Genomic DNA, 23,565 nt, shown 5'->3' with positions numbered 1-23,565 from the left:
ATCAGATGGGCAACATCAACACCAATACGAACAAGGATCACATCGACGTCGCCGTCGTCGGCGCCGGCATACTCGGCCTGGCGCACGCCTTTGCGGCGGTCAAGCGCGGTTTGCGCGTGGTGGTGTTTGAACGCAGCTCGACGCCGATCGGCGCGTCGATCCGCAATTTCGGCATGGGCCTGGTTACCGGCCAGCCGCCGGGCGTCATGCTCGGCCTCGCCAAACAAAGCCGCGCACTGTGGCTGCACCTGGCGCAACGCGCCAACTTCAGCGCCCGCGAAGCCGGTACCCTGCTGTTCGCCCGCACCGCGGCCGAACATGCGGTGCTTGAAGAATTCATGATTGTCCGGGCGCGCCAGCACGGCTACGACGCCTCGCTGCTGGAAGGCACGCAGCTCGAGACGCTGTACGGCGGCCGTTTCCGCCACCACCGTTCAGCCCTGCACGGCACCCAGGACTTGCAACTGTATTCGCGCGAAGCGGTCCCGGCGCTGGTGTGCTACCTGCAATCGCAGGGCGTGCAGTTCCATTTCAACACGCTGGTCAGGGAAGCGCGCGACGGCCATCTGTCGACCACCGCCGGCGAGTTCCGCGCCGAGCGCACCATCGTGTGTTCCGGCCACGATTACCAGACGCTGTTCGCCGACAAGCTCGGCGAGATGAATCTCAAGGTCTGCCGTCTGCAGATGCTGCGCGCGGCGCCGCAGGAGCGCTTGCCGCTGACGCACGCGGTCCTGACCGGCTTGTCGTGCACGCATTACGGCGCCTTCTCCGACCTGCCGAGCGCGGCCGGCGTGCATGCCGAAATCGAAGCCAAGGCGCCGGCCCTGAATCGCCACGGCATCCACCTGCTGGTCAGCCCGACGCCGTACCAGGAACTGATCATCGGCGACTCGCATTACTACGGTGTCGACGCGCCGCCGTTCAACAACGAAGAAATCGATCAGCTCATGATCGGCCTGGCGGAAGATACGCTGGGTGTGAAACTGAACGTGCTGGAGCGCTGGCAAGGTGTCTACGGCAGCAAGGGACCGGGACCGTTCTCGGCCACGCCGATCGACGACAGGACCACGGTCGTGCTGATGCATACCGGCATCGGCATGAGCGTAGGCCTGGCCTTGGGTGAACGTGTGATCGGCGCCTTGCTGGATGGCGCGAGACTGCCGGATCCGGCGGTCGACAAAAACTGAACAAGCACTGAAAAAGCCGCCCCTGGCCGCCGCCCTGGCGGCGACGACCCGGTGCGAATGAGTCAGCGACTCTTCATTCGATGAAGGGATCCGTCACCAGACGCTTGCCCAGCATGAAGGCATCGGCGACATGGCGCAGAGGAGACAGGTCGACATCGGAAGCGCCCGCGGCGATCAGGTCGCGGAAGTGGCGGTAAAGGGATGGATACTCGCCCTCCTCCGGCAAGGCGCACGCCGCACCGTCGATCTGCAGCGTACTTCCGCCTTTGCTGAGACGGACCGACGAATTGCCGGTCTTCACCAGGATATCCCAGGTCTGCTCGCCGGTCTGCCGCCAGTCGAATTCCGCGTTGACCTTGATGCCGGCGGCATTCTCGAAATGCAGGTTTGCCGCAATCGGACTATGCCGATTGGCGGGGAATTCCAATGTGGCGCTGCGCAGGAAAATATCCCACGGCAATATCTCGGTCACGATCGACAACGCGTTGATGCCCGGATCGAACACGCCGAGCCCTCCCGCTTCCCAGATCCATTCCTGTCCCGGATGCCAATGGCGCACGTCTTCTTTCCAGATGACCGTCATCTCTTTTGGCGCATCTTTCGCGAGATGGGACTTGAGCGTTTGCACGGCCGGCGCGTGGCGCGAATGCCAGCTTGCGAACAGCGTCAGGCCGCGCGACGCAGCCAGCGACTTCAGCGACTCGACCTCGGAGAGCGTTGCTCCCGGCGGCTTTTCAAGGAATACATGTTTTCCCGCCGACAGCGCTGCATGCGCGGCCTTGTAACGGTATTGCGGCGGCATGCAGAGCGACACCGCCTCGATGTCCGGACGCGCGGCGAACATGTCGTCGATGCTCGCATAGCTCGGCACGCCGGGGATGGAATGATTTCTGCTGGCGGTGGCGACCAGTTCATAGCCTGGGTTATGCGTGATGGCCGGCACGTGCTGGTCGTAGACAATCTTGCCGACGCCGACGATGGCGAGTTTGACAGGCTTCATAGGGGTCTCCTTAAAATTGATATAAGTAATTGAAACAGGTACGCAAGATTATCGGCAAATCGCGCTCCTTGCATTCTCGTCGGGAGCTGAAGTGTTCAGCAGCTCTCGTTTCGGACTAGCAGGCTATTCGCGCGCCAGCCCCTCTGCGTGCAGCCACTTGCCGCTGCGGCACAAGTCATCCGTCACATCCAGCACCAGCCGCTCCACCGCCGCCGCCGCATTGGTCAGCGGGATGTTCTTCGATGCGCACAAGGCCAGCGTGCGCGCCATGCGCTCACCGCTGATCGGCAGCGCGACCATGTCGCCGCGTTCGATTTCCGACAGCAAAGGCGCCACCGGCAGGATGGTCGCGCCGATGTCGGCGAGGATCGCCGACTTCAGGATCGCCACGGAATTGATCTCGATCACGTTGTCGAGCGACATGCCGTGCGAACGCACGATGTTCTCGATGCGCGGCCGCACGCCGTGCTGCAGGCCCGGCAGGATCAGCGGCGCCTTGATGGCCTGGGCCAGCGTGACCGTCTTCTTCTTGACGGCGCCGTACTGTGAATTTGCGCGCGTGATGTACATCATCTCTTCTTCCACCATCGGCGTGCTGGCAAACGGCGACAACTGCCCGTCATCGAACAGCACCGCCAGGTTGATGCGGCCCGACTTGAGCTGGACGATCAGGTTGCCGGTCAGCTCTTCGGTGAGCAGCAAGGTGATTTCCGGATAGGTGGCGCGGATGGCGGTCAGCAGCGGCAAGGCCAGCGCTCCCGAGACGCTTTGCGGAATGCCCAGCGCCACGGTGCCGGACGGCTTGTCGTTGGACTGCGCCACCGCCGATTTGGCGTCGGTGACCTGCTTGAGGATGGCCTGCGCGTGTTCATAGAAGGTTTTGCCGGCGTCGGTGGCGATCACGCCTTGCGCGGAGCGATGCAGCAATTGCGCTTCGAGCTCTTCTTCCAGCTGGCGCACCTGCTGCGTCAGCGCCGGCTGGGCGATGTGCAGCACACGCGCCGCACGCGACAGCGAGCCGTGATCGACAATGGCGACGAAATATCTGAGTTGGCGCAATTCCATGCAAGCTGGTCCGATTCAAGTTGTTATTTTCACTTACAAGCCGGGACGGCTATTGAACATGCGGCTGCGCGCGTTTTCGATATGTCCGCGCATGGCGCGCCGCGCGCCTTCCGCGTCCTGCTGCTTGATCAGTTCGAAGATGTTGCGATGCTCGTCCATCGCGTCCTGGGTGCGCTTCCACGGCTGGATGTGCATCAGGTGGCGCAGCATATTGACGGCGTGGCTGACGTCGTATTCCAGCGTCTTCAGCACCTGCACGAAACGCCGGTTGGCGGTCGCCGTCGCGATCGCTTCATGGAAGCCGAAATCGAAATGGTGGGCGATGCCGCCGACGGCGTTGGCTTCTTCAAACCCGGTCAGCAACTCGTCCATCCTGGCCAGGTCTGCCGTGCTGCGGCGCAGGGCCGCCATGTAGGCGCATTCCGGTTCGACCACCATACGCAATTCGAGGCCGTTCATGATGTGGCCGATGCGCTCGGACGGCTCCGCGCTGGCGGCTTTGCCGGCAACGCCGGGGCTGTCCATGACGTAAGTGCCGGAGCCGCGCCGGGATTCGACCAGTTGGTCTTCGCGCAGCCGGTCGAGCGCTTGCCGCACGATGGGGCGCGAGACGTCGAACAGCGTCGCGAGGTCGTTTTCCGATGGCAGGCGGCTGCCGACGGCGATCTTGCCTTCGACGATGGCGTGGAACAGGTTCTCGTAGACGCGCTCGGCAAAGCGCTCCTGGCGCACCGGACCGAGTCCGGCCGCGGCCAGCGCGAGCGCATCGGTGGACAGTTGCGTGCGGATGCTGACGACTTTGGCGTCGGGCTTTTCCTGCGGCTGGTCGGCTGGCGATTTCGGCATGGCTGAACTCCGGTGGCGAGTTTCTGAAGATTGCGCATGGTAGCGCATTTGGGCTGCGACCATAAGCCTGCCTTATGACCGCACGACTATCATCGCTCGAATAAGTAGTAATATCAATTGACATCTTTTGGCGATCAACTTACATTGAACCCAGACGAGGCAGCGGCGGCATCTTCCGACCGGTTGCCCATAGAACAAAAACGACAGGAGACAGACGGTCCGGCTCAATGGCTGCGACGGTGATATCTTTTGCCGTCCATTGTTTATCGAAGCCAATCATGAACCTGCCTTACCTCGAACAGTTTTCGCTCACGGGAAAGACCGTACTCGTCACCGGCGCAGCGCGCGACATCGGCCTGGAAATCGCCCGCGCCATGGCGGGCAGCGGCGCCCATGTGATTCTCAACGGCCGCAACGCCGGGACATTGGCAAGCGCGGTACAGGGCCTGACCGCCCAAGGCTTGTCGGCCAGCGCCCTCGCCTTCGACGTCACCGACAAAGCCGCCGTCAAGGACGCCTTCGCCCGCATCGCCGGAGAACATGCCGGACTCGATGTACTGGTCAACAATGCCGGCGTGCGCAACCGCAAGCCGCTGCTCGACTTCAGCGACGACGACATCGCCGCCATGCTGGAAACCAACCTGATCGCCGGCTACACCTTGTCGCGCGAAGCAGCGCGCCTGATGGTGCCGAACAAGCGCGGCCGCCTGATTACCGTGACGTCGATTGCCGGCCGGATCGCGCGCTCCGGCGATGCCGTCTACACCGGCGCCAAGGCCGGACTGACCGGCATGATGCGCGCACTGGCCGCGGAGTACGGGCCGCTGGGCATCACCAGCAACGCCATTGCACCGGGCGGCGTGGCCACCGAGGCCAATGCCGCAGCGATCGCCGATCCACGCGTCAACGCCCACTTTGCCACGCGCACGCCGCTGGGACGCTGGGCGCAGCCGGCTGAAATCGCCGGCGCCGCAGTTTTCCTCGCTTCCAACGCCGCCTCCTACGTCAACGGCCACGTCTTGTACGTGGATGGCGGCATGTCGATTGCCATGTAGCCACGCTTTGCGCTACTCCTTAAAGAAGGGATTTACCGAGCCATGAAACAGCACTTCATCAACAATCGCTGGACCGCGCCGTCATCCGGCGAGAGCATTCCCGTCCTTGATCCTTCCGACGGCGAAGTGTTCGAATCGCTGGCGCGCGGCAACGCCGCCGACATCGACCTCGCGGTACAAGCCGCGCGCAAGGCCTACAACAACGTCTGGAGCCGCACCAGCGCAGCCGACCGCAGCCGCCTGCTGATGAAGCTGTCGCAGAAGCTGGCCGAACACCAGGAGGAACTGGCGCAACTGGAAGCGCGCGACTGCGGCAAGCCGTTCAAGCAGGCGCGCGCCGATGCCGCCGCCATCGTGCGTTATTTCGAGTTCTATGCCGGCGCGGCCGACAAGCTGCACGGCGAGACGATTCCCTACCAGACCGGCTACACCGTGCTCACCTTGCGCGAGCCGCATGGCGTCACCGCGCACATCGTGCCGTGGAACTACCCGATGCAAATCTTCGGCCGCTGCGTCGGCGGTGCGCTCGCCGCCGGCAACACCTGCGTGGTCAAACCCGCTGAAGACGCCTGCCTGTCGCTGCTGCGCGTGGCCGAACTGGCTGCCGAGGCAGGCTTGCCCGAAGGCGTGCTCAACATCGTCACCGGCTACGGCCATGAAGCGGGAGATATGCTGGTCAAACATGCCGGCGTTGATCACGTGTCGTTCACCGGCTCTCCCAACGTCGGCAAGATCGTGGTGCGCGCCGCCGCAGAACATCACACCCCGGTCACGCTCGAGCTGGGCGGCAAATCGCCGCAGGTGGTGTTCGCCGACGCCGACTTCGACGCCATGTTGCCGGTGATCGTCAACGCCATCGTGCAGAACTCCGGACAGACCTGCTCCGCAGGCAGCCGCCTGCTGGTCCAGCGCAGCGCCTATGAACAGGTGCTGGAACGCGTCGGTGCGGCCTTCGGCAAACTGCGCGTGGGCTCGGCAGCTATGGACCTCGACTGCGGTCCGCTGATCCGCAAGACGCAACAGGACCGCGTGGCCGGTTTCCTGCGCGACGCCGCCGACAGCCGGATTCCGGTGGTGGCGCAAGGCCGCATCGCCGAGGGCGTACCGGCGGGCGGTTTCTACCAGGCGCCGACCTTGCTGCGCGACGTGCCGATTCAACACCGTCTGGCGCAGGAAGAGGTGTTCGGTCCGGTGTTGGCGGCGATGTCGTTTGAAGACGAAGCCGATGCCATTCGCCTCGCCAACGGTACCGATTTCGGGCTGGTCGCGAGCGTCTGGACGCGCGACGGCGGACGCCAGTTGCGCCTGGCGCGCGCGATCCGCAGCGGACAAGTCTTCATCAACAACTATGGCGCGGGCGGCGGCGTAGAGTTGCCGTTCGGCGGCGTCAAGGCCAGCGGCCACGGGCGTGAAAAAGGTTTCGAGGCGCTGTATGGCTTCACGGTCCTGAAGACCATCGCCATCAAGCACGATTGAACGAGATATCAACTAACAAACCACAAGGAGAAGACATGCGACTCAAAGACAAAGTAGCCATCGTGACCGGCGCCGGTTCGGGATTCGGCGAAGGCATCGCCAAGAGCTATGCGCGCGAAGGTGCGCGCGTGCTGGTGGCCGACATCAATGAAGCCGCCGGCAAACGCGTCACCGACGAGATCGTCGCTGCCGGCGGCCAGGCGCGCTTCATCAAGTCGGACGTATCAAAAAGCGCCGATACGGCAGCCATGCTGGCAGCTGCGCTGGACGCCTTCGGCGGCCTGCATATCGTGGTCAACAACGCCGGCACCACGCACCGCAACCGTCCGATGCTGGAAGTCGAAGAAGACGAGTTCGAGCGCCTGTACGCGATCAACGTCAAGAGCATCTTCCTGAGCGCGAAGACTTTCGTGCCCTACTTCCGCAAGGTCGGCGGCGGCGCCTTCATCAACATCGCCTCGACCGCCGGCATCCGTCCGCGTCCCGGCCTGACCTGGTACAACGGCAGCAAGGGCGCGGTCATCACCACCAGCAAATCGATGGCGGCGGAACTCGGCCCGGACAACATCCGCGTCAACTGCGTCAATCCGGTGATCTCGGCAACCGGCCTGCTGACTGAATTCATGGGCGTGCCCGACACCCCGGAAAATCGCAAGAAGTTCACGGCGACGATTCCGCTGGGCCGCTTCTCGACGCCGGACGACATCGCCAACGCCTGCCTGTACCTGGGTTCGGACGAGGCTTCGTTCATCACCGGCGCCTGCCTGGAAGTGGACGGCGGTCGCTGCGTGTAAAACCACGTGCGCGCGCAGCTGTAAGCGTTTTGTCAGTGACGGGACGCTTTACGTCGAATCGGCAAATTTTGTGTCTATAATCACGCTGCAATAAAAAAGAACCATAAACAGAACCACAGTAATCAGTACTTAATAAAGCCAGTCCACGAGACTGGCTTTTTATAACAACAAGACTGATCCATTTTTAATACGTATGGAGTGAGACATGTCGTATACCCCAGCACAAGGCGTCGCTGCGTCGCCCGGCACCGATGTATCGTTTGAAGAAGCGACTTTTTCCAAAGTCACATGGCGTCTGCTTCCGCTGCTTTTCCTCTGCTATGTTGCTTCTTACCTGGACCGCGTCAACGTCGGTTTCGCCAAGCTGCAAATGCTGCAGGACCTGAAGTTCAGCGAGACCGTGTACGGCCTCGGCGCCGGCATCTTCTTCATCGGTTATTTCATCTTTGAAGTCCCCAGCAACATCATCCTGCACAAGGTCGGCGCACGGCTCTGGATCGCGCGCATCATGATCACCTGGGGCATCATTTCGGGCGCCATGATTTTCGTGACGACGCCGGAAATGTTCTACGTCATGCGCTTCCTGCTGGGCGTGGCCGAAGCCGGCTTCTTCCCCGGCGTGATCCTGTACCTGACCTACTGGTATCCGTCGCATCGCCGCGGCAAGATCACCGCGCTGTTCATGACCGGCATCGCCATCTCGGGCGTCATCGGCGGCCCGCTGTCGGGCTGGATCATGCACGCCTTCCCCGGCGTGCACGGCCTGACCGGCTGGCAATGGATGTTCATCATCGAAGCAATCCCGTCGCTGGTGCTGGGCGTGGTCGTGATCTTCTATCTGAAGGACCGCATCCGCGACGCCCACTGGCTGAACGAAGATGAAAAGCGCCTGCTGGAATCGCAGATCGCACAGGAACAGGCCGACAAGACCGAAGTCTCGCTGGGCCAGATGTTCGCCGACGGCAAGGTGTGGCTGAGCGCGATCATCTACTTCTGCTTCGTGATGGGCCTGTACGGCGTGAGCTTCTGGCTGCCGACCATCATCAAGACCACCGGCGTCACCGACCCGCTCAACATCGGCCTGCTGACGGCGATTCCTTACGCCGTCGCCGCCATCGCCATGTTCATGATCGGCCGCAGCGCCGACCAGCATCGTGAGCGTCGCTGGCACGTCGCCATCCCGGCGTTCCTGGGTTGCGTCGGCCTGCTGTTCAGCACCGTGTACGACCACAACACGCTGCTGGCGATGGCGTCGCTGACATTGGCTGCGGTCGGCATCCTGACCACGCTGCCGCTGTTCTGGAGCCTGCCGACGGCCTTCCTGAGCGGCGCCGCGGCAGCTGCCGGCATCGCGCTGATCAACTCGCTGGGCAACCTGGCCGGTTTCGTCAGCCCTTACCTGGTCGGCTGGCTCAAGGACGCCACCCAAAGCACCAACACCGGCATGTACGTGCTGGCGGGGTCGCTGCTGCTGGGCGGACTGCTGACGCTGGCTGTGCCGGCCAAGCTGGTCAACAAGTAAGCGTTTTTTCCTGCGCCCGGCGTTCGTCGGGCGCAATTTCCCTCCCCGTCCTTCCCTCGCCGCTACCGTATCGCCGGTATGGCGTCCAGCCAGAAGCGCAGCTGCGCCGAACGGATTTCTCCCTTGTCGCCGAAATATTTGCTCTGCCATGCGTCGGGCGTCGTGCTGAGCATGGTGTCGGCCGCTTTCTGGCCGTTCTGCTGCACCATCCAGCGCCAGGAAAAGTGATCGTAGATATCCAGCACATGCGTCGCGTAGGCCTGCGCCAGCGCCCGCTGTCCCTTGAAGATGGCGAGGTTGTCGTCGTTGTCGTAGGAAGCCTTGTAGCCGAGGTTGTGACTGCCGGTCACCACCACGCAGTCGTCGGAGAACGGATCGATGACCACGATCTTGTCGTGCGTGACGGCAAAACCGGCCGAGAGGATTTCCTTTTGCCAGCCACTGGGAACGACAGCAGTCAGCGCCTTGGCCGATATCACCCGCGGATCCTGTTTGCCCGGCGCATCGCCCTTCTTGCGCTTGGGCGGCTCGACGCCTTGCAACTCGTACAGGAAGCCCGCCGCCGTGGAGGGGTTCGTCACACAGCCGCGCACGAACAGGGCCGCGTTGGCCTTCTGCGCTTCCGCCACCCAATTGACGATGCTCGGCGTGCCCGGATAAAACGCCAGGAACAGCACCGCATGCTGCGCGCCGGCGATCAATGCCGCCACTTCTTCCATGTCGGGCGGACGCACCTCGGTCGCGCGCGTGCGGCCGCGCGCTTTCGGTGTATTGGGAGAAAACCAGCTGGTCACGGTTGAACCGTCCGCTTGCTTGAGCAGCTTCGATTTAGCGTCCCAGGTCCGCAACCTGCTCCCTTGCAGGGACTTGGCCGTGTCGCCGGCCGCCTCGGTATCGGCGGCCAGCTGATTCCAGTAATCGAAATAGCGTTTCGCCAGCGCGGCATCATCGGAGACGAGGGTGTTGTTGGTTTGCGTGCAGAGTCCGGTGGACGTCCAGTTGGTGGAACCGAACAGGACCGCCTGCGGTTTGCCGCCGGCATCCACGTACACCAGGAATTTGTTGTGCACGATATGGTTGTTCGGCACCATGCGGTCGATCAGCTCGCCCGCGGTCGCACGCAGACGCTTGCGCGATGCATCGTTGCCGTCCGTGATGCCGCTGGCGCTTTGCTGGTCGCCGGCCTTGGGATTGGAGAGGATCAGGTGCAGCTTCTTGCCGGCTTTCTCCAGCGCTGAGATCAGCTCGTCGTCGCCCAGTTCGTACAAGGCGGCGTAAAGCCTGCCGCCCTTGCCTGCGCGCGCGACGAAATCCAGCAAGGCGGCGATCATGTCGCCGGCCAGGCTCTCGCGCATGGCGTTGCCGGGCTGGCTCACCATGGCCAGCAGGCTTTCCTTGTCCGGATGGCCATCCATGGTGCGCGACACCCGTTGCGTCGAGATCAGGCCGCGATTGAAGTAAGCCTGCAAATCCGGTCCGACCTGCGGGCTCAGCGTGACTTCATTGGAGATGGCGAAGGCGACGCGCATCGGCGTCAGCTTTCCCGGCTTGCCTTCCAGCGGCACGATCCGGTAACGGAAGGTCCGGTTGTTCTTGCCGGCGATCAGGCGCGCATACGGGTCCTTCCAGTAGAACTTCTGGATCGGGAATTGTTCGGTGGTCTGCGCCGGCAGGCGTTTGGTTCCGGGAAACACGGCCACCGAAGGCAGCGCCGTCTCGGTGCCGGCCGCGTCGATGCGGTACACCGCGAAGCCCATGCATCCGGGCAGCTTGCGGCCATAACTCCATGCAATCAGGACAACATCGTTGTCGGCAAACGCTACGGCATTTTGCATCCCTGTCTCCCATCCGGTTGGCGGCAATACCTGTGCTGCAAAGTAGCGCCGCGATGTGACCGGACAATGACGGGATGACTGGAGATTAATTCAGGAGATTGAATGCTAGCGCGCCAACCGGCGCCAGATCGCATCCAGTACGTTGTTCAGCTCGGCGCCCTGCGCCTGGATCGCGCCCATGCCGTACTCCTTGCGCCGTACGCCTGCGTCAAACAGTTCAAGCGCCCACACGGCATCCGTGGTGCGCTGAAGCGGCAAGGCATCGGGCAGGCTCCAGAGCGTATTCATCAGCGGCACGATGGCCGCCAGGTCGTCGTCGCTCAGTTGCACCGTGCGGCTTTGCACCAGCGCCGGTTTTTCGGCCGGGTTCTTCAGCTGGGTGATGAAGCGCGTCATGCTGCGCCGGTCGAGATCGACCGCCGACCAGTAGCCGACCGGCGTACCGAAGGCGCCCTGAGAAATGACCACGCCGCGCATCGGCGTCATCCCGGCCGGCACGGTGACCGGGCACTCGCCGCAGACATGCGCCTTGACCGGGGCATAGGCCGGGACTTCAGCGAAGGCACTGCCCGCCAGGCAGGCGAGCGACAGGACGTAACAGCGCAGACGGCGGGACAACAGGCTCATGATGGACGGCTCGCGGCGAAGGTTTGGCGGGATGGTCTCACATCCCCGGAAGAAATGCCTGCCGGAGTGCGGCCCGAACTGCGCCTCATCCGATGCCTTGTCCGCTTCTCTGTCAAAATGGCGGATTCTTTTGTGCTTGTCCCTGTTCATGAACGCCTCCGTCATCCCTTCCGGCTCCGATCACATCCCCGATCCCGTCGCGCTGCCGTTCGCCAATGCCTTCGCGGAATTGCCGCCGGCATTCTTCACGCGACTGCAACCGACGCCATTGCCGCAGCCTTACCTGGTGGGCATCAGCGCCGATGCCGCCGCGCTGGTCGGCATCGATCCGGCAACGGCCGGCAGCGAGAGTTTCATTGACGTCTTCACCGGCAACGTCATCGCGCAGCACTCCAAACCCTTGGCGGCCGTGTATTCCGGCCATCAGTTCGGCGTCTGGGCCGGCCAGCTCGGCGATGGCCGCGCGATCCTGCTGGGCGATCTGCCGGCGCGCGATGGCGGGCGCATGGAAATCCAGCTCAAGGGCGCCGGCCAGACGCCGTATTCGCGCATGGGCGACGGCCGTGCCGTGCTGCGTTCGTCGATCCGCGAATTCCTGTGTTCCGAAGCGATGGCCGGACTCGGCATCCCGACGACGCGCGCCTTGTGCGTCACCGGATCGGATCAGCAAGTCCGGCGCGAGACGCTGGAAACCACGGCGGTGGTGACGCGCATGTCGCCCAGTTTCATCCGCTTCGGATCGTTCGAGCACTGGTATTACAACAAGCGCCACGATGAGCTGAAGCTGCTGGCCGACAACGTCATCGCCAATTTTTATCCTGAATTGTCCGGCGCCGGCAATCCCTACCGCGCGCTGCTGACCGAAGTCACGCGCCGCACGGCGCACCTGATGGCGCACTGGCAGGCGGTCGGCTTCATGCACGGCGTGATGAACACCGACAACATGTCCATCCTCGGCCTGACGCTGGACTACGGCCCCTTCGGCTTCATGGAAGCATTCGATGCGCGCCACATCTGCAACCACACTGATCAGCAGGGACGCTATTCGTACCAGATGCAGCCGCGCATCGGCCAGTGGAATTGCTTCGCGCTCGGTCAGGCGCTGTTGCCACTTATCGACAGCGTGGAAGACACCGAGGCCGCGCTGGGGCAATACGAAGCCGAATTCGCCGCGAAGAACGATGAATTGCTGCACGCCAAACTCGGACTGGCGACACGCCAGGCCGATGACGACAAACTGTTCGAGTCGATGTTCGCCATCCTGCAGGCCGGCCATGTCGATTTCACCCTGTTCTTCCGCCGCCTGAGCGACTTGCACGCCGGGGACGACGGCGGCGATGAACCATTGCGCGATCTGTTCATCGAACGTGCTTCCTTCGATGCCTGGGCCGGACAATACCGCGCCCGCCTGCGCCAGGAAAACAGCGTCGATGCCGCCAGGAAACTTGCAATGGACGCAAGCAACCCCAAATACGTGCTACGGAATTATCTGGCGCAAGTCGCTATCGACAAGGCGCAGAACAAGGACTTCTCGGAAGTCGCGAAGCTGCAGGAAATCCTGCGCCGGCCTTTCGACGAGCAGCCGGAACACGACAAGTACGCCGACCTGCCGCCGGACTGGGCCAGTCACCTGGAAGTCAGCTGCTCCTCGTGATCGCGAACGTAAGATTGCCCGTCGCCGCACGACCAAACCATACAGAACTTGTTTATCACCCCTGCCAAGGAGCCACCCCATGACTGCCAAAGTTCAAAAAACCGATGCCGAATGGCGCGCCCAGCTGGACACCATGGAATACCAGGTCACCCGCCACGCCGCCACCGAGCGCGCTTTCACCGGCAAATTCTGGGACCATCACGAAGCCGGCATCTACACCTGCGTCTGCTGCAATACGCCCTTGTTCGCCTCGGACACGAAGTTCGACTCGGGCTGCGGCTGGCCCAGCTATTTCAAGGCGCTCGATCCGGCCAACGTGCGCGAGATCGTCGACAAGAGCCATGGCATGATCCGCACAGAAATCGTGTGCAACGTGTGCGACGCGCACTTGGGCCACGTATTCCCCGACGGTCCGCCGCCGACCGGCCTGCGCTACTGCATCAATTCAGCTTCGTTGCGCTTTGATCCGGCCACCTGATAAGCTGCGGGTCTGTGTCATCCTGCGGCATCCGCTCATCCACTTTTAAAAAGACTCACGCACATGAAGTTCTTGTTCGACCTCTTTCCCGTCATCCTCTTTTTTGGCGTATTCAAATGGGGGGAAGGTCATGCCGACGCGGCCCAGGGCCTGGTGTCGCAATACCTCTCGGGCGTGATGTCCGGCGGCGCGGTCACGGCCACGCTGGCGCCGATCCTGCTGGCCACGGCGGTCGCCATCGTCGCCTCGCTGGCGCAGATCGGCTATCTGCTGGCGCGCCGCAAGAAAGTCGACGGCATGCTGTGGGTCTCGCTGGCCATCATCGTGGTGTTCGGCGGCGCCACCATCTATTTCCGTGACGATACGTTCATCAAGTGGAAGCCGACCATTTTGTACTGGTGCTTTGCCGTCGCCTTGCTGGTCAGCCAACTTTTCTTCAAGAAAAATCTGATCCGCACGATGATGGAAAAACAAGTGTCCCTGCCCGAACCGGTGTGGGGCAAGCTGAACCTGGCGTGGTCGGCGTTCTTCGTTGCGATGGGCCTGCTCAACCTCTACGTGGCGTTCAACTACACGCTCGACGTCTGGGTCAATTTCAAGATGTTCGGCACCATGGGCCTGATGTTCGCTTTCATCATCGCGCAAAGCCTGTTCCTGTCGAAATACATGAAGGATGCAGAATGAGCGCACGGCCGGATGTCATCCGCGAAAAGCTGCTTGCCGCTTTCACTCCGAGCGAGTGCCTGGTGGAGGATGAATCGGCCCTGCATGCCGGCCATGCGGGCGCAGCGTCGGGCGGCGGGCACTACCGCGTACGCCTGATTTCAGCCGCTTTTGAGGGGAAAAATCGTTTAATTCGGCATCGGCTGGTGTATGATTGCCTGGCTGACATGATGCACAAGGATATACACGCACTGGCCATCACGGCTATCGCACCATCAGAAATAGCGAACTAACAAGACTATCCCCCCTCTTATATTTCACACTCCCGGCTTGTTAGCTATTAGTTACCCTATTACCTCCATTTTTTAGGATTCGATAATGACATTCAAACCTGCTCGTTTGCTGGTGCTGCTGTTCGCAGCCGCTGCTCTGCCAGTCATGGCGCAAAACCTGGCCGTCGTGAACGGCAAGTCCATTCCGTCGTCGCGCGCCGATGCCATGGTCAAGCAAATGACTGCACAAGGCCAGCCTGACAGCCCGCAACTGCGCGGCGCCGTCAAGGAAGAGCTGATCAACCGCGAAATCCTGATGCAGGAAGCCGACAAGCAAGGCCTGAGCAACAACGCCGACGTCAAGAACCAGCTCGAACTGGCGCGCCAGGGTATCGTCATCCGCGCCCTGATCGGTGACTACCTGAAGAAGCATCCGGTTGCAGACGCCGACATCAAGGCCGAGTACGACAAGTTCAAGGCACAAGCCGGCGACAAGGAATACCATGCCCGCCACATCCTGGTCGACAAGGAAGAAGACGCCAAGGCGATCATCGCCAAGCTCAAGGCCGGCACCAAGTTTGAAGACCTGGCCAAGCAATCGAAGGACACCGGTTCCGCAGCCAACGGCGGCGATCTGGACTGGGCCACGCCTGCTTCGTTCGTGAAGCCGTTCTCCGACGCCATGGTGGCGCTGAAAAAGGGCGACATCACCGAAACACCGGTCAAGACCCAATTCGGTTACCACGTGATCAAGCTGGAAGATACTCGTCCGGCCAAGGTCCCGACCCTGGAAGAAGTGAAGCCGCAAATCGCCGAAGCGCTGCAACAGAAGAAGCTGCAGGCTTATCAGGAAGAACTGCGCAAGAAAGCCAAGGTTCAGTAATTCTCAGTAATACCCCGTAGTACCGAGCATCATCTCGCGACGCGCGCAAGCGCTCCGCAAGTTCAAAGAACGCCCCTGCCGGAAACGGTTTGGGCGTTTTTTTAATTTTCAGGCCCTGCTTTTTGATTTGTACAAAAAATGATGCCTCATGCGTAAAAAACAAAAAGAAACGACCATGGGTGCGCGAAACACGCATTTTCGTCAATAAGGACGCGTAAATTATTTACGCATTTGCCGAAAAACGACAAAAAGCACTATCGTCTCTTAATTCGTTTCTCAGCCGAAAAACGTCCTGATATTCTTGCGCCTTGCCCCCTACCGGGGCGACGCCGCGCACCAACATTCAAAAGCAAGCGCGGCGATGAACGGCAGGGAGCGGGCCTTACACGATAGCGCTCACTTCCCTGCCATCCATAACACATGCAAGTTCAGGAGACATACATGAAAAAAACTTACCTGGCCCTGGCCGTCGCAGCTCTGGCCGGCACCAGTATCAGCGCCTTGGCCCAGTCCAATGTGACGATCTACGGCATCGTCGACACTAGCATCCGCTATGTCAGCAACGATAACGCCCAAGGCAACAGCAATCTGCGTATGGACAATGGCGCCATTTCTAACAGCCGTCTTGGCTTCAAGGGCGTCGAAGATCTGGGCGGCGGATTGAAGGCCGAATTCAGGCTCGAAAATGGTTTCAACAGCGACACCGGCGCCTTGGCCAACGGCGCTGGCGTCTTGTTCGGCCGTCAGTCCTGGGTTGGTTTGTCGGGTAGTTTCGGCAAGGTGAGCGTCGGCCGCCAGAACACGCCATTGTTCGACCTCATGGCTGACCATTTCGACCCGCTGACCGTAGGCAACTACGAATCCAACGCGTGGCTGCCAGCTGCAGCTACCCGCATTCGCAGCAACAACACCCTGCGCTATGACGGCCAGTTCGGCCCTGTAGCAGCATCGGTGAGCTATGCTTTCGGCGAACAAGCCGGATCCGCCCGTAGCGGAAGCCAGGTAAGCACTGCGCTGCGTTACAACGCCGGAGGCTTCGCGATCGGCGGCGGCTTCCAGCAAACCGTCGACACATTGGCGGCGAAGAACAAGGCGACCACCTACAACCTGTCCGCCTCTTATGACTTCGGCGTGGCTAAAGTGTTTGGCGGCTACTTCCGCCTGAAGGACGCGACCGGCCTGAACGCCGCATTCATGGCGACCACCAGCTATTCCACAGCCAATACCCTCGGCGGAAACGTCGCAGGCGTCGAACGCAAGGACGATGGCTATTTCGCCGGCGCTACGTTCAATGCGACCACCGCATTGGCGCTGACCGGTGCGTTCTACTACGACAAGAGCAAGAACGTGGCCTATACCGGCCTGGGCAATGTCGGCAACGGCAAGCGTTATGCAGTCGTGGGCGTGGCCGAGTATGCGTTGTCCAAGCGCACGCAGCTGTACACCACAGTCGACTACAACAAGGCCAAAGATGCGGCCGTCTATGAAATCACAAACTCCACTACCGGCAAGAACAGCCTGACTACTGTCGGCGTGGGCATTCGTCACATTTTCTAAGCTGTTTCATCGACGGAGAAGACCGACCGTGCGGCTTGACCGCTGCAGCCGGTTGGACATCAAACGCAGACGCCCGTCCGGGTCTGCGTTTTTTTTCGCTCGTATCTTAGCCGGACAGCCAGCCGACACCGTCATCACCGACAAAGCTTGCGATGCTCAGGAATGGCTCGCCGATCCATTCAGGCTAAAGAACCTGCCCCTTGAAGTCAAAAGCCGATTCAAATCCCTTGAAGATCAGGAAAGCCAATTCAAGGCTTTGCTTTCTTGGCTTTCTTGCCCTCGCTGTCCGGCTGATTTGTCAGGATGGCGCTCGTAATAACGCGAAAGACATGATCGGCCCGTGGCGCAAGCGAGGGTTGATCGCCAAGCCAGCCGAGCGCCGACATCAGGGCAAACAGGTCTTCCCCGGTCATATCGGTGCGGGCCGTTCCATCGGCCTGGGCACGAAGCAGTAGTCGTGCTCCCGTTGCATGTAATGCAGTGCTTGACGCGTGAAGTGCAGAATTCGGGTCTGCGTGAGCTTTCGCCATCAAGGCGCAAACGCCGTTATAAATGTGGACGAACGCTACCCCTTCACGAAACCACGACACGAGTGCTTCGTCAGGTGGCTTGGATGTTTCGAGGTCTGCTGCTTGCTGCACCAGTGCATTCACATTCATATGCAGCAATGCTTCAAACAAGGCCTCTCGGGTCGGAAAATGACGGAACAATGTGGCTAGACCGACATCGGCACGGCGAGCGATTTCTCGCATGGACGCCTCGGCGCCATGCTCGGCAACGACGTCATGAGCGACTGTAAGCAGATGGTCGTAATTTTTTCTAGCGTCAGCGCGCATAGGTTCCCCCTTGACAAACGGAACAGTGTTCCATATATTCGAATCAGTGATCCGAATAATATACTCGATCTCGGATCGGTGTTCCACAACATCTAGCGCATTCGCGCAAAAAGGAAAAGTCATGGGAAATCTGAATGGTAAGGTCGCAGTCATCACCGGTGGCAATAGCGGGATCGGCTTGGCCACGGCCAAGCGTTTCGCGGAAGAAGGCGCGCACGTCGTAATCACCGGCCGCCGGGAAAAAGAGCTGAAAGATGCCGCTGCCTTAATCGGAAATAATGTCACCACGGTTGCGGGAGACGTAACGCGCCTGGAGGACTTGGACCGGCTCTATGCCGTGGTGAAAGAGAAACACGGCCACATCGACGTACTCTTTGTGAATGCCGGCTGGGGCGAAGTCGCTCCGATCCAGGCGGCCACCGAAGCTCATTTCGACAAAACCTTCGACCTCAACGCAAAGGGGCAATTCTTTACGGTGCAGAAGGCCCTTCCTCTCTTCAAAGACGGAGGCTCAATCATCCTGACCTCTTCTGTCGCAAACGAAATGGGATTGCCGTTATTTGCCGTCTACGCCGCAGCCAAGGCGGCTGTGCGCAGCTTCGCGCGTTCCTGGGCCATGGAACTGAAAGACCGCAAAATCCGCGTGAATGCGGTAAGCCCGGGACCCATCGAGACTCCAGCCCTTGAAAAAGCGGGCCTTACTCCTGAGCAGGCCGAACAAGCGGCGGCCCAGTTCGTTACTCAGGTTCCCCTCGCTCGCAGAGGCAAGCCTGAGGAAATTGCAGCCGCCGTCCTGTTCCTCGCCTCCAACGAAGCTTCTTACATTACCGGCGTAGAGCTTGCCGTCGACGGAGGCATGGCGCAGGTCTGATGCGGAAGCGGCAGATCGTCCCCGGTGCTGTTAAAGCGCCGGGGACAAACTATCAACGCGGAACAGAGACAGACGCGATTGCTGTAACTGACGAATTCAATTGAAACTCATGAAAGGAAAACGATGAGCTATGCAATTATCGGCTTCGGCAAGATCGGCCAAGCGCTTGCCCACGCCTTCGCACGCAAAAACATTGACGTGACTGTCGCAAGCCGCCAGTCGCCCGAGGCTTTGGCGCCACTGGCTCGGACGATTGGCCCCAACGTCGTCGCCAAATCGCTGCAGGATGCGCTTGAAGCCGACACAATCATCCTGGCAGTCCCGTTCGGGGAGCATCGCGAAGTTGCGAAGGCTCTATCGAACTGGAAAGGCAAGACGGTCGTCGACGCGATGAACGCTTTAGTTCCCCTTGAGGAGCTGGACGGCCTCCCGTCCTCAGCCTTCGCTGCAAAATCGTTCGTTGGCGCCAAGTTCGTAAAGGGTTTCAATCACCTGATTGCGGCCACGCTGGCTACCGATCCGGTCGTCGATGGCGGTCACCGGGTCGTCTTCCTGTCGAGCGACGACGAGGATGCGCTTGCTCCCGTGGAGGACTTAGCCAGGCAATTGGGATTCGCGCCCATAAAGCTGGGAAAATTCAACGAGGGCGGCTGGCTGGTACATGCACGTGGACGCACTTGGGGCCAGTTGATCTTCCAGGATTTGTTCAAGAAGCAGCCGTAATGGATTGCGCATAACGGGTGTGCGATCGTCAAAGAATATTCAATCGATGACACGCCCTGGTGACGCAATCAAAGACTGCAGCAGCCATGAAAAAGGCACTCCGCGAAGTGCCTTTTTGTTTTTACTGCTGCAAGCCGGCGGCGGGTATTACCCCACCCACTTGCGCGCATTGCGGAACATGCGCATCCACGGCGAATCCTCGCCCCAGCCATCCGGATGCCAGGACTGGGTCACGCTGCGGAACACGCGTTCGGCATGCGGCATCAGTACGTTGAAACGGCCGTCCGGCGTGGTCACCGAGGTGATGCCTTGCGGCGAGCCGTTCGGATTGTACGGATAGGCTTCGGTCACCGCGCCCTTGTTGTCGACGAAACGCATCGCCACCAGCGCCTTGTTGACGTCGCCGGTCAACGAGAAGTCGGCAAAGCCTTCACCGTGCGCGACCGCGATCGGCGTCTGCGTGCCGGCCATGCCTTGCAAGAAGATCGACGGCGAGTCCTGTACCTCGACCATCGAGAAGCGCGCTTCGAATTGCTCCGACTTGTTGCGCGTGAACTTCGGCCAGTCTTGCGCGCCCGGGATGATGGACTTCAGGTTGCTCATCATCTGGCAACCGTTGCAGATACCCAGCGAGAACGTATCCTGGCGCTGGAAGAATTGCGAGAACTGCTCCGCCAGTTGCGCGTTGAACAGGATCGTCTTGGCCCAGCCCTCGCCGGCGCCGAGCACGTCGCCGTACGAGAAGCCGCCCACCGCGATCAGGCCCTTGAAGTCATCCAGCTTTGCACGGCCGGCAATCAGGTCGCTCATGTGTACGTCGACCGACTCGAAGCCGGACTTGTGCATCACGTAGGCCGTTTCGATATGCGAATTGACGCCCTGCTCGCGCAGGATCGCCACGCGCGGACGTGCGCCGATATTGAGGAACGGCGCCGCGATGTCTTCCTGCGGATCGAACGTCAGCTTCGGCGTGATGCCCGGATCGGCCAGGTCCAGCAGACGCTCGTATTCGGCATCGGCGCAGGCCGGGTTGTCGCGCAGGCGCGCAATGCGCCAGCTGGTTTCGCTCCACAGGCGATGCAGCGCGCTGCGCGGCTGGCTGTAGATGTTCTTGGCGTCGCGCATGAATTCAATCACGTCACGGTCGTTCGGCTTGCCGATGATGTGGCTGCAGGCGCCCAGGTTGTAGGTGCGCAGCACGTTCATGACTTCCGACTTCTGCTCGGCGCGCACCTGGATCACGGCGCCCAGCTCTTCGCTGAACAGCGCGCGCAGCGTCATTTCGTTACGGCGCTCGCCGACTTGCGATGTCCAGTTTTTCGAGTCGCCCCAGTCGGAAGCGTGCTCGCCTTCCATGGTCAGAATATCGAGGTTGATCGACAGGCCGCTGCGGCCGGCGAAGGCCATTTCCGCCAGCGTGGCGAACAGGCCGCCGTCCGAACGGTCATGGTACGCCAGCAACTGGCCTTCCTTGTTCAGTTGCTGGATCGCGGCGAAGAAGCCCTTCAGGTCTTCGGCGCTGTCGACGTCCGGCGTTTCATTGCCGATCTGCTGCATGACTTGCGTCAGCGCGGATGCACCCATGCGGTTCTTGCCGCGGCCGAGGTCGATGGCGATCAGCACGGTATCGCCCAGGTCCTTGCGGATCTGCGGCGTGAGCGTGCGGCGCACGTCCTGCACCGGTGCGAACGAGGACACGATCAGCGACACCGGCGACATCACGGACTTGGCCTCGCCGTCATCTTTCCATGTCGTACGCATCGACAGCGAGTCCTTGCCGACCGGGATCGATACCCCCAGCGCCGGGCACAATTCCATGCCGATGGCCTTGACTGTGTCGAACAGCGCGGCATCTTGGCCGGGCTGGCCGCAGGCCGCCATCCAGTTGGCCGACAGCTTGATGTCGGAAATCTTGTCAATCGCCGCGGCGGCGATATTGGTGATCGCCTCGCCCACCGCCATGCGGCCCGACGCAGCGGCGTTGATCACGGCCAGCGGCGTGCGCTCGCCCATCGCCATCGCTTCGCCGAGATAGCCTTCCAGGCTCATCGCGGTGACGGCGCAATCGGCCACCGGAACCTGCCACGGACCGACCATCTGGTCGCGCACGGTCATCGCGCCGACACTGCGGTCACCGATGGTGATCAGGAAGGACTTGTCGGCGACGGTCGGCAGGCGCAGCACGCGGTGCGAGACTTCGACCAGGTCCATGCCGGTCAGGTCGACCGGCGGCAGTTCCACGGCGACGTGCTGAACATCGCGGTGCATCTTGGGCGGTTTGCCCAGCAGCACATCCATCGGCATGTCGACCGGATTGTTGTTCTGCTCGGCGTCGACCAGCTTGAGCTGACGCTCTTCCGTCGCCGTGCCGACCACCGCAAACAGGCAGCGCTCGCGCTCGCACAGGTAGCGGAACAGCGGCAAATGCTCCGGCGCGATCGCCAGGACATAGCGCTCCTGCGATTCGTTGCTCCAGATTTCCTTGGGCGCCAGGCCGCTTTCTTCCAGCGGGATCTTGCGCAGGTCGAAAATCGCGCCGCGCTTGGCATCGTTGGTGATCTCCGGGAATGCGTTCGACAGGCCGCCGGCGCCGACGTCGTGGATCGACAGAATCGGGTTGTCGTCGCCCATGGTCCAGCAGGCGTTGATGACCTCTTGCGCGCGGCGTTCCATTTCAGGATTGCCGCGTTGCACGGAGTCGAAGTCCAGGTCGGCGGTATTGGCGCCGGTTGCCATCGACGAGGCGGCGCTGCCGCCCATGCCGATACGCATGCCGGGACCGCCCAATTGGATCAGCAGGCTGCCGACCGGCAAGTCGTTCTTTTTGGTGTGCTTGGCGTTGATGCTGCCGATGCCGCCGGCGATCATGATGGGCTTGTGATAGCCCTGCACGTTGCCGCCGACGTTTTGTTCGTAGGTGCGGAAATACCCGCCCAGGTTGGGACGACCGAATTCGTTGTTGAACGCTGCGCCGCCAAGCGGCCCGTCGATCATGATCTGCAGCGGCGAAGCGATGCGGTCAGGCTTGCCGTAAATGCCGCCCTGCGCCAACGCATCGCGCCGTGCCGGCGCTTGCGCGACGTCGCGGGCGTTTTCCCACGGTTGCACGGCGTGCGTAACCATCAGGTTGGAGACGGTGAAGCCGGTCAAACCCGCCTTCGGCTTGGCGCCGCGACCGGTTGCGCCTTCATCGCGGATTTCGCCGCCGGCGCCGGTGGAGGCGCCCGGGAATGGCGAGATCGCGGTCGGATGGTTGTGCGTCTCGACCTTCATCAGGATATGGGTCAGTTCGTCCGAAGCCTCGTAGACGTTGCCCTTGGCCGCGCCGCGCTGGTAGAAACGCGAGATGTTGGCACCTTCGATGACGGAGGAGTTGTCGCTGTAGGCCACCACGGTGCCTTCAGGATGCAGTTCATGCGTGTTGCGGATCATGCCGAACAGCGACTTGCTTTGCTTCTCGCCGTCGATGGTCCAGTCGGCATTGAAAATCTTGTGGCGGCAGTGTTCGCTGTTGGCCTGCGCGAACATCATCAGTTCGACGTCGGTCGGATTGCGCTGCGCGCGGGTGAAGGCCCCGACCAGATAATCGATCTCGTCGTCGGACAAGGCCAGGCCGAGTTCGGTGTTGGCGTTTTCCAGCGCCGCCTTGCCGCCGGCCAGCAGGTCGATGAATTCCAGCGGCTTGGCTTGCAGCTCGCTGAACAGGCCCGCCGCTTCCTGCGGCGTGCGCAGAACCATGTCGGTCATGCGGTCGTGCAGCAGCGCAGCGACCGCCGCGATGCTGGCTTCGCTCAGTTTCTTGGCGCCGCCCAGCAGGCCGCTCTTGACCTGCACGTGGTAGGCGATGCCGCGTTCAATGCGATGGATGTTCGCCATGCCGCAGTTGCGCGCGATGTCGGTGGCCTTGCTGGCCCACGGCGAAATGGTCCCGAAGCGCGGGATCACCACGAATTCGTCACCCTCCGCCGCGCCGCTGAACGGCTCGCCGTAGGTCAGCAAACCGTCGAGACGGGCCTGGTCTTCCTGCGTTACCTCACCGACGGCGTCGATGAAATGGATGAAGCGTCCGGTCACGCCCGTGATGGCGGCGTCGACAGCTTGCAGTTGGGACAGGAGACGTTGGGTGCGGAAGGCGGAAAGGGCATTGGAGCCCGGCAGAATCAGCATGGCAGGAAGTCAGGATTTGGCGGTGGAATCGAGTCGTATCGGATCCGTAGC

20 protein-coding genes are annotated in these 23,565 nt (G+C 61.5%); 13 read left to right on the top strand and 7 right to left on the bottom strand.

What is annotated here, in order from left to right; translation table 11 throughout:
• Positions 1 to 5: 5 nt before the first annotated feature.
• Entirely contained in the window at positions 6 to 1,190 is a 1,185-nt protein-coding gene (locus tag F506_RS12350) for a TIGR03364 family FAD-dependent oxidoreductase (protein WP_053197861.1), read from the top strand.
• A gap of 73 nt (positions 1,191 to 1,263) precedes the next feature.
• Here F506_RS12350 and F506_RS12345 read toward each other — a convergent pair whose 3' ends face one another.
• From F506_RS12345 to F506_RS12335, 3 genes are all read right to left on the bottom strand, one after another.
• On the bottom strand, positions 1,264 to 2,190 hold the full coding sequence (locus tag F506_RS12345) for a Gfo/Idh/MocA family protein (protein ID WP_053197860.1): 927 nt from the start codon (positions 2,188 to 2,190) through the stop codon (positions 1,264 to 1,266).
• Positions 2,191 to 2,313: 123 nt separating this feature from the next.
• Positions 2,314 to 3,255, bottom strand: coding sequence for a LysR substrate-binding domain-containing protein (locus F506_RS12340; RefSeq protein ID WP_053197858.1), 942 nt, complete (start codon positions 3,253 to 3,255; stop codon positions 2,314 to 2,316).
• Between the two features lie 33 nt (positions 3,256 to 3,288).
• Complete coding sequence (locus F506_RS12335) at positions 3,289 to 4,101, bottom strand: FadR/GntR family transcriptional regulator (RefSeq protein WP_235471139.1); 813 nt, start codon at positions 4,099 to 4,101, stop codon at positions 3,289 to 3,291.
• Positions 4,102 to 4,376: 275 nt separating this feature from the next.
• Here F506_RS12335 and F506_RS12330 point away from each other — a divergent pair, with 275 nt between their 5' ends.
• From F506_RS12330 to F506_RS12315, 4 genes are all read left to right on the top strand, one after another.
• On the top strand, positions 4,377 to 5,156 hold the full coding sequence (locus F506_RS12330; RefSeq protein WP_200907740.1) for an SDR family oxidoreductase: 780 nt from the start codon (positions 4,377 to 4,379) through the stop codon (positions 5,154 to 5,156).
• Positions 5,157 to 5,198: 42 nt separating this feature from the next.
• Positions 5,199 to 6,632: an aldehyde dehydrogenase family protein gene (locus F506_RS12325; RefSeq protein ID WP_053197854.1), complete on the top strand. Its 1,434-nt coding sequence runs from the start codon at positions 5,199 to 5,201 to the stop codon at positions 6,630 to 6,632.
• A 35-nt stretch (positions 6,633 to 6,667) separates the two neighbouring features.
• Positions 6,668 to 7,426, top strand: a complete 759-nt coding sequence (locus F506_RS12320; protein ID WP_053197850.1) for an SDR family oxidoreductase — start codon at positions 6,668 to 6,670, stop codon at positions 7,424 to 7,426.
• Between the two features lie 205 nt (positions 7,427 to 7,631).
• On the top strand, positions 7,632 to 8,948 hold the full coding sequence (locus tag F506_RS12315; RefSeq protein ID WP_053197848.1) for an MFS transporter: 1,317 nt from the start codon (positions 7,632 to 7,634) through the stop codon (positions 8,946 to 8,948).
• A gap of 62 nt (positions 8,949 to 9,010) precedes the next feature.
• Here the strand turns inward: F506_RS12315 and F506_RS12310 are convergent, their stop codons facing one another.
• Together F506_RS12310 and F506_RS12305 are read right to left on the bottom strand one after the other, a co-directional pair.
• On the bottom strand, positions 9,011 to 10,783 hold the full coding sequence (locus tag F506_RS12310) for a phospholipase D-like domain-containing protein (protein ID WP_053197846.1): 1,773 nt from the start codon (positions 10,781 to 10,783) through the stop codon (positions 9,011 to 9,013).
• A 105-nt stretch (positions 10,784 to 10,888) separates the two neighbouring features.
• A complete protein-coding gene (locus tag F506_RS12305) occupies positions 10,889 to 11,410 on the bottom strand; it encodes a hypothetical protein (protein ID WP_053197844.1) in 522 nt (173 codons plus the stop codon).
• A gap of 148 nt (positions 11,411 to 11,558) precedes the next feature.
• Here F506_RS12305 and F506_RS12300 point away from each other — a divergent pair, with 148 nt between their 5' ends.
• From F506_RS12300 to F506_RS12275, 6 genes are all read left to right on the top strand, one after another.
• The gene (locus F506_RS12300; protein WP_144424045.1) at positions 11,559 to 13,064 is read left to right on the top strand and encodes a protein adenylyltransferase SelO; all 1,506 of its coding nucleotides are present in this window, start codon (positions 11,559 to 11,561) and stop codon (positions 13,062 to 13,064) included.
• A 79-nt stretch (positions 13,065 to 13,143) separates the two neighbouring features.
• The gene (gene msrB, locus F506_RS12295; RefSeq protein WP_053197842.1) at positions 13,144 to 13,542 is read left to right on the top strand and encodes a peptide-methionine (R)-S-oxide reductase MsrB; all 399 of its coding nucleotides are present in this window, start codon (positions 13,144 to 13,146) and stop codon (positions 13,540 to 13,542) included.
• 63 nt (positions 13,543 to 13,605) lie between these two features.
• The gene (locus F506_RS12290; protein WP_053197840.1) at positions 13,606 to 14,226 is read left to right on the top strand and encodes a septation protein A; all 621 of its coding nucleotides are present in this window, start codon (positions 13,606 to 13,608) and stop codon (positions 14,224 to 14,226) included.
• The gene (locus F506_RS12285; RefSeq protein WP_053197838.1) at positions 14,223 to 14,498 is read left to right on the top strand and encodes a BolA family protein; all 276 of its coding nucleotides are present in this window, start codon (positions 14,223 to 14,225) and stop codon (positions 14,496 to 14,498) included. The genes F506_RS12290 and F506_RS12285 overlap by 4 nt, the downstream gene beginning before the upstream one ends.
• Positions 14,499 to 14,583: 85 nt before the next feature.
• The gene (locus F506_RS12280; protein ID WP_053197837.1) at positions 14,584 to 15,360 is read left to right on the top strand and encodes a peptidylprolyl isomerase; all 777 of its coding nucleotides are present in this window, start codon (positions 14,584 to 14,586) and stop codon (positions 15,358 to 15,360) included.
• Positions 15,361 to 15,801: 441 nt separating this feature from the next.
• The gene (locus tag F506_RS12275; RefSeq protein WP_053197836.1) at positions 15,802 to 16,917 is read left to right on the top strand and encodes a porin; all 1,116 of its coding nucleotides are present in this window, start codon (positions 15,802 to 15,804) and stop codon (positions 16,915 to 16,917) included.
• 248 nt (positions 16,918 to 17,165) lie between these two features.
• Here the strand turns inward: F506_RS12275 and F506_RS12270 are convergent, their stop codons facing one another.
• Positions 17,166 to 17,753: a TetR/AcrR family transcriptional regulator gene (locus F506_RS12270; protein WP_053201538.1), complete on the bottom strand. Its 588-nt coding sequence runs from the start codon at positions 17,751 to 17,753 to the stop codon at positions 17,166 to 17,168.
• A gap of 121 nt (positions 17,754 to 17,874) precedes the next feature.
• Here F506_RS12270 and F506_RS12265 point away from each other — a divergent pair, with 121 nt between their 5' ends.
• Both F506_RS12265 and F506_RS12260 read left to right on the top strand, forming a co-directional pair.
• Positions 17,875 to 18,624 (top strand): glucose 1-dehydrogenase, encoded by a 750-nt coding sequence (locus tag F506_RS12265; protein WP_053197834.1) that lies wholly within the window; start codon positions 17,875 to 17,877, stop codon positions 18,622 to 18,624.
• Positions 18,625 to 18,747: 123 nt separating this feature from the next.
• Positions 18,748 to 19,347 (top strand): NADPH-dependent F420 reductase, encoded by a 600-nt coding sequence (locus F506_RS12260; RefSeq protein ID WP_053197832.1) that lies wholly within the window; start codon positions 18,748 to 18,750, stop codon positions 19,345 to 19,347.
• A gap of 147 nt (positions 19,348 to 19,494) precedes the next feature.
• Here the strand turns inward: F506_RS12260 and purL are convergent, their stop codons facing one another.
• Entirely contained in the window at positions 19,495 to 23,514 is a 4,020-nt protein-coding gene (purL, locus tag F506_RS12255; RefSeq protein ID WP_053197831.1) for a phosphoribosylformylglycinamidine synthase, read from the bottom strand.
• Positions 23,515 to 23,565 lie beyond the last annotated feature (51 nt).

Origin of the sequence: Herbaspirillum hiltneri N3 (assembly GCF_001267925.1) — a bacterium.
Classification (GTDB): domain Bacteria; phylum Pseudomonadota; class Gammaproteobacteria; order Burkholderiales; family Burkholderiaceae_D; genus Herbaspirillum; species Herbaspirillum hiltneri.
Note: the sequence above shows the minus strand (reverse complement) of the source record. Positions and strands in the feature narration are given on the sequence as shown.

Coding starts and splice junctions, on each gene's coding strand:
- F506_RS12350 (WP_053197861.1), top strand. CDS start 6: ATGGGCAACATCAACACCAATACGAACAAGGATCACATCGACGTCGCC.
- F506_RS12345 (WP_053197860.1), bottom strand. CDS start 2,190: ATGAAGCCTGTCAAACTCGCCATCGTCGGCGTCGGCAAGATTGTCTAC.
- F506_RS12340 (WP_053197858.1), bottom strand. CDS start 3,255: ATGGAATTGCGCCAACTCAGATATTTCGTCGCCATTGTCGATCACGGC.
- F506_RS12335 (WP_235471139.1), bottom strand. CDS start 4,101: ATGCCGAAATCGCCAGCCGACCAGCCGCAGGAAAAGCCCGACGCCAAA.
- F506_RS12325 (WP_053197854.1), top strand. CDS start 5,199: ATGAAACAGCACTTCATCAACAATCGCTGGACCGCGCCGTCATCCGGC.
- F506_RS12320 (WP_053197850.1), top strand. CDS start 6,668: ATGCGACTCAAAGACAAAGTAGCCATCGTGACCGGCGCCGGTTCGGGA.
- F506_RS12315 (WP_053197848.1), top strand. CDS start 7,632: ATGTCGTATACCCCAGCACAAGGCGTCGCTGCGTCGCCCGGCACCGAT.
- F506_RS12310 (WP_053197846.1), bottom strand. CDS start 10,783: ATGCAAAATGCCGTAGCGTTTGCCGACAACGATGTTGTCCTGATTGCA.
- F506_RS12305 (WP_053197844.1), bottom strand. CDS start 11,410: ATGAGCCTGTTGTCCCGCCGTCTGCGCTGTTACGTCCTGTCGCTCGCC.
- F506_RS12300 (WP_144424045.1), top strand. CDS start 11,559: ATGAACGCCTCCGTCATCCCTTCCGGCTCCGATCACATCCCCGATCCC.
- msrB (WP_053197842.1), top strand. CDS start 13,144: ATGACTGCCAAAGTTCAAAAAACCGATGCCGAATGGCGCGCCCAGCTG.
- F506_RS12290 (WP_053197840.1), top strand. CDS start 13,606: ATGAAGTTCTTGTTCGACCTCTTTCCCGTCATCCTCTTTTTTGGCGTA.
- F506_RS12285 (WP_053197838.1), top strand. CDS start 14,223: ATGAGCGCACGGCCGGATGTCATCCGCGAAAAGCTGCTTGCCGCTTTC.
- F506_RS12280 (WP_053197837.1), top strand. CDS start 14,584: ATGACATTCAAACCTGCTCGTTTGCTGGTGCTGCTGTTCGCAGCCGCT.
- F506_RS12275 (WP_053197836.1), top strand. CDS start 15,802: ATGAAAAAAACTTACCTGGCCCTGGCCGTCGCAGCTCTGGCCGGCACC.
- F506_RS12270 (WP_053201538.1), bottom strand. CDS start 17,753: ATGCGCGCTGACGCTAGAAAAAATTACGACCATCTGCTTACAGTCGCT.
- F506_RS12265 (WP_053197834.1), top strand. CDS start 17,875: ATGGGAAATCTGAATGGTAAGGTCGCAGTCATCACCGGTGGCAATAGC.
- F506_RS12260 (WP_053197832.1), top strand. CDS start 18,748: ATGAGCTATGCAATTATCGGCTTCGGCAAGATCGGCCAAGCGCTTGCC.
- purL (WP_053197831.1), bottom strand. CDS start 23,514: ATGCTGATTCTGCCGGGCTCCAATGCCCTTTCCGCCTTCCGCACCCAA.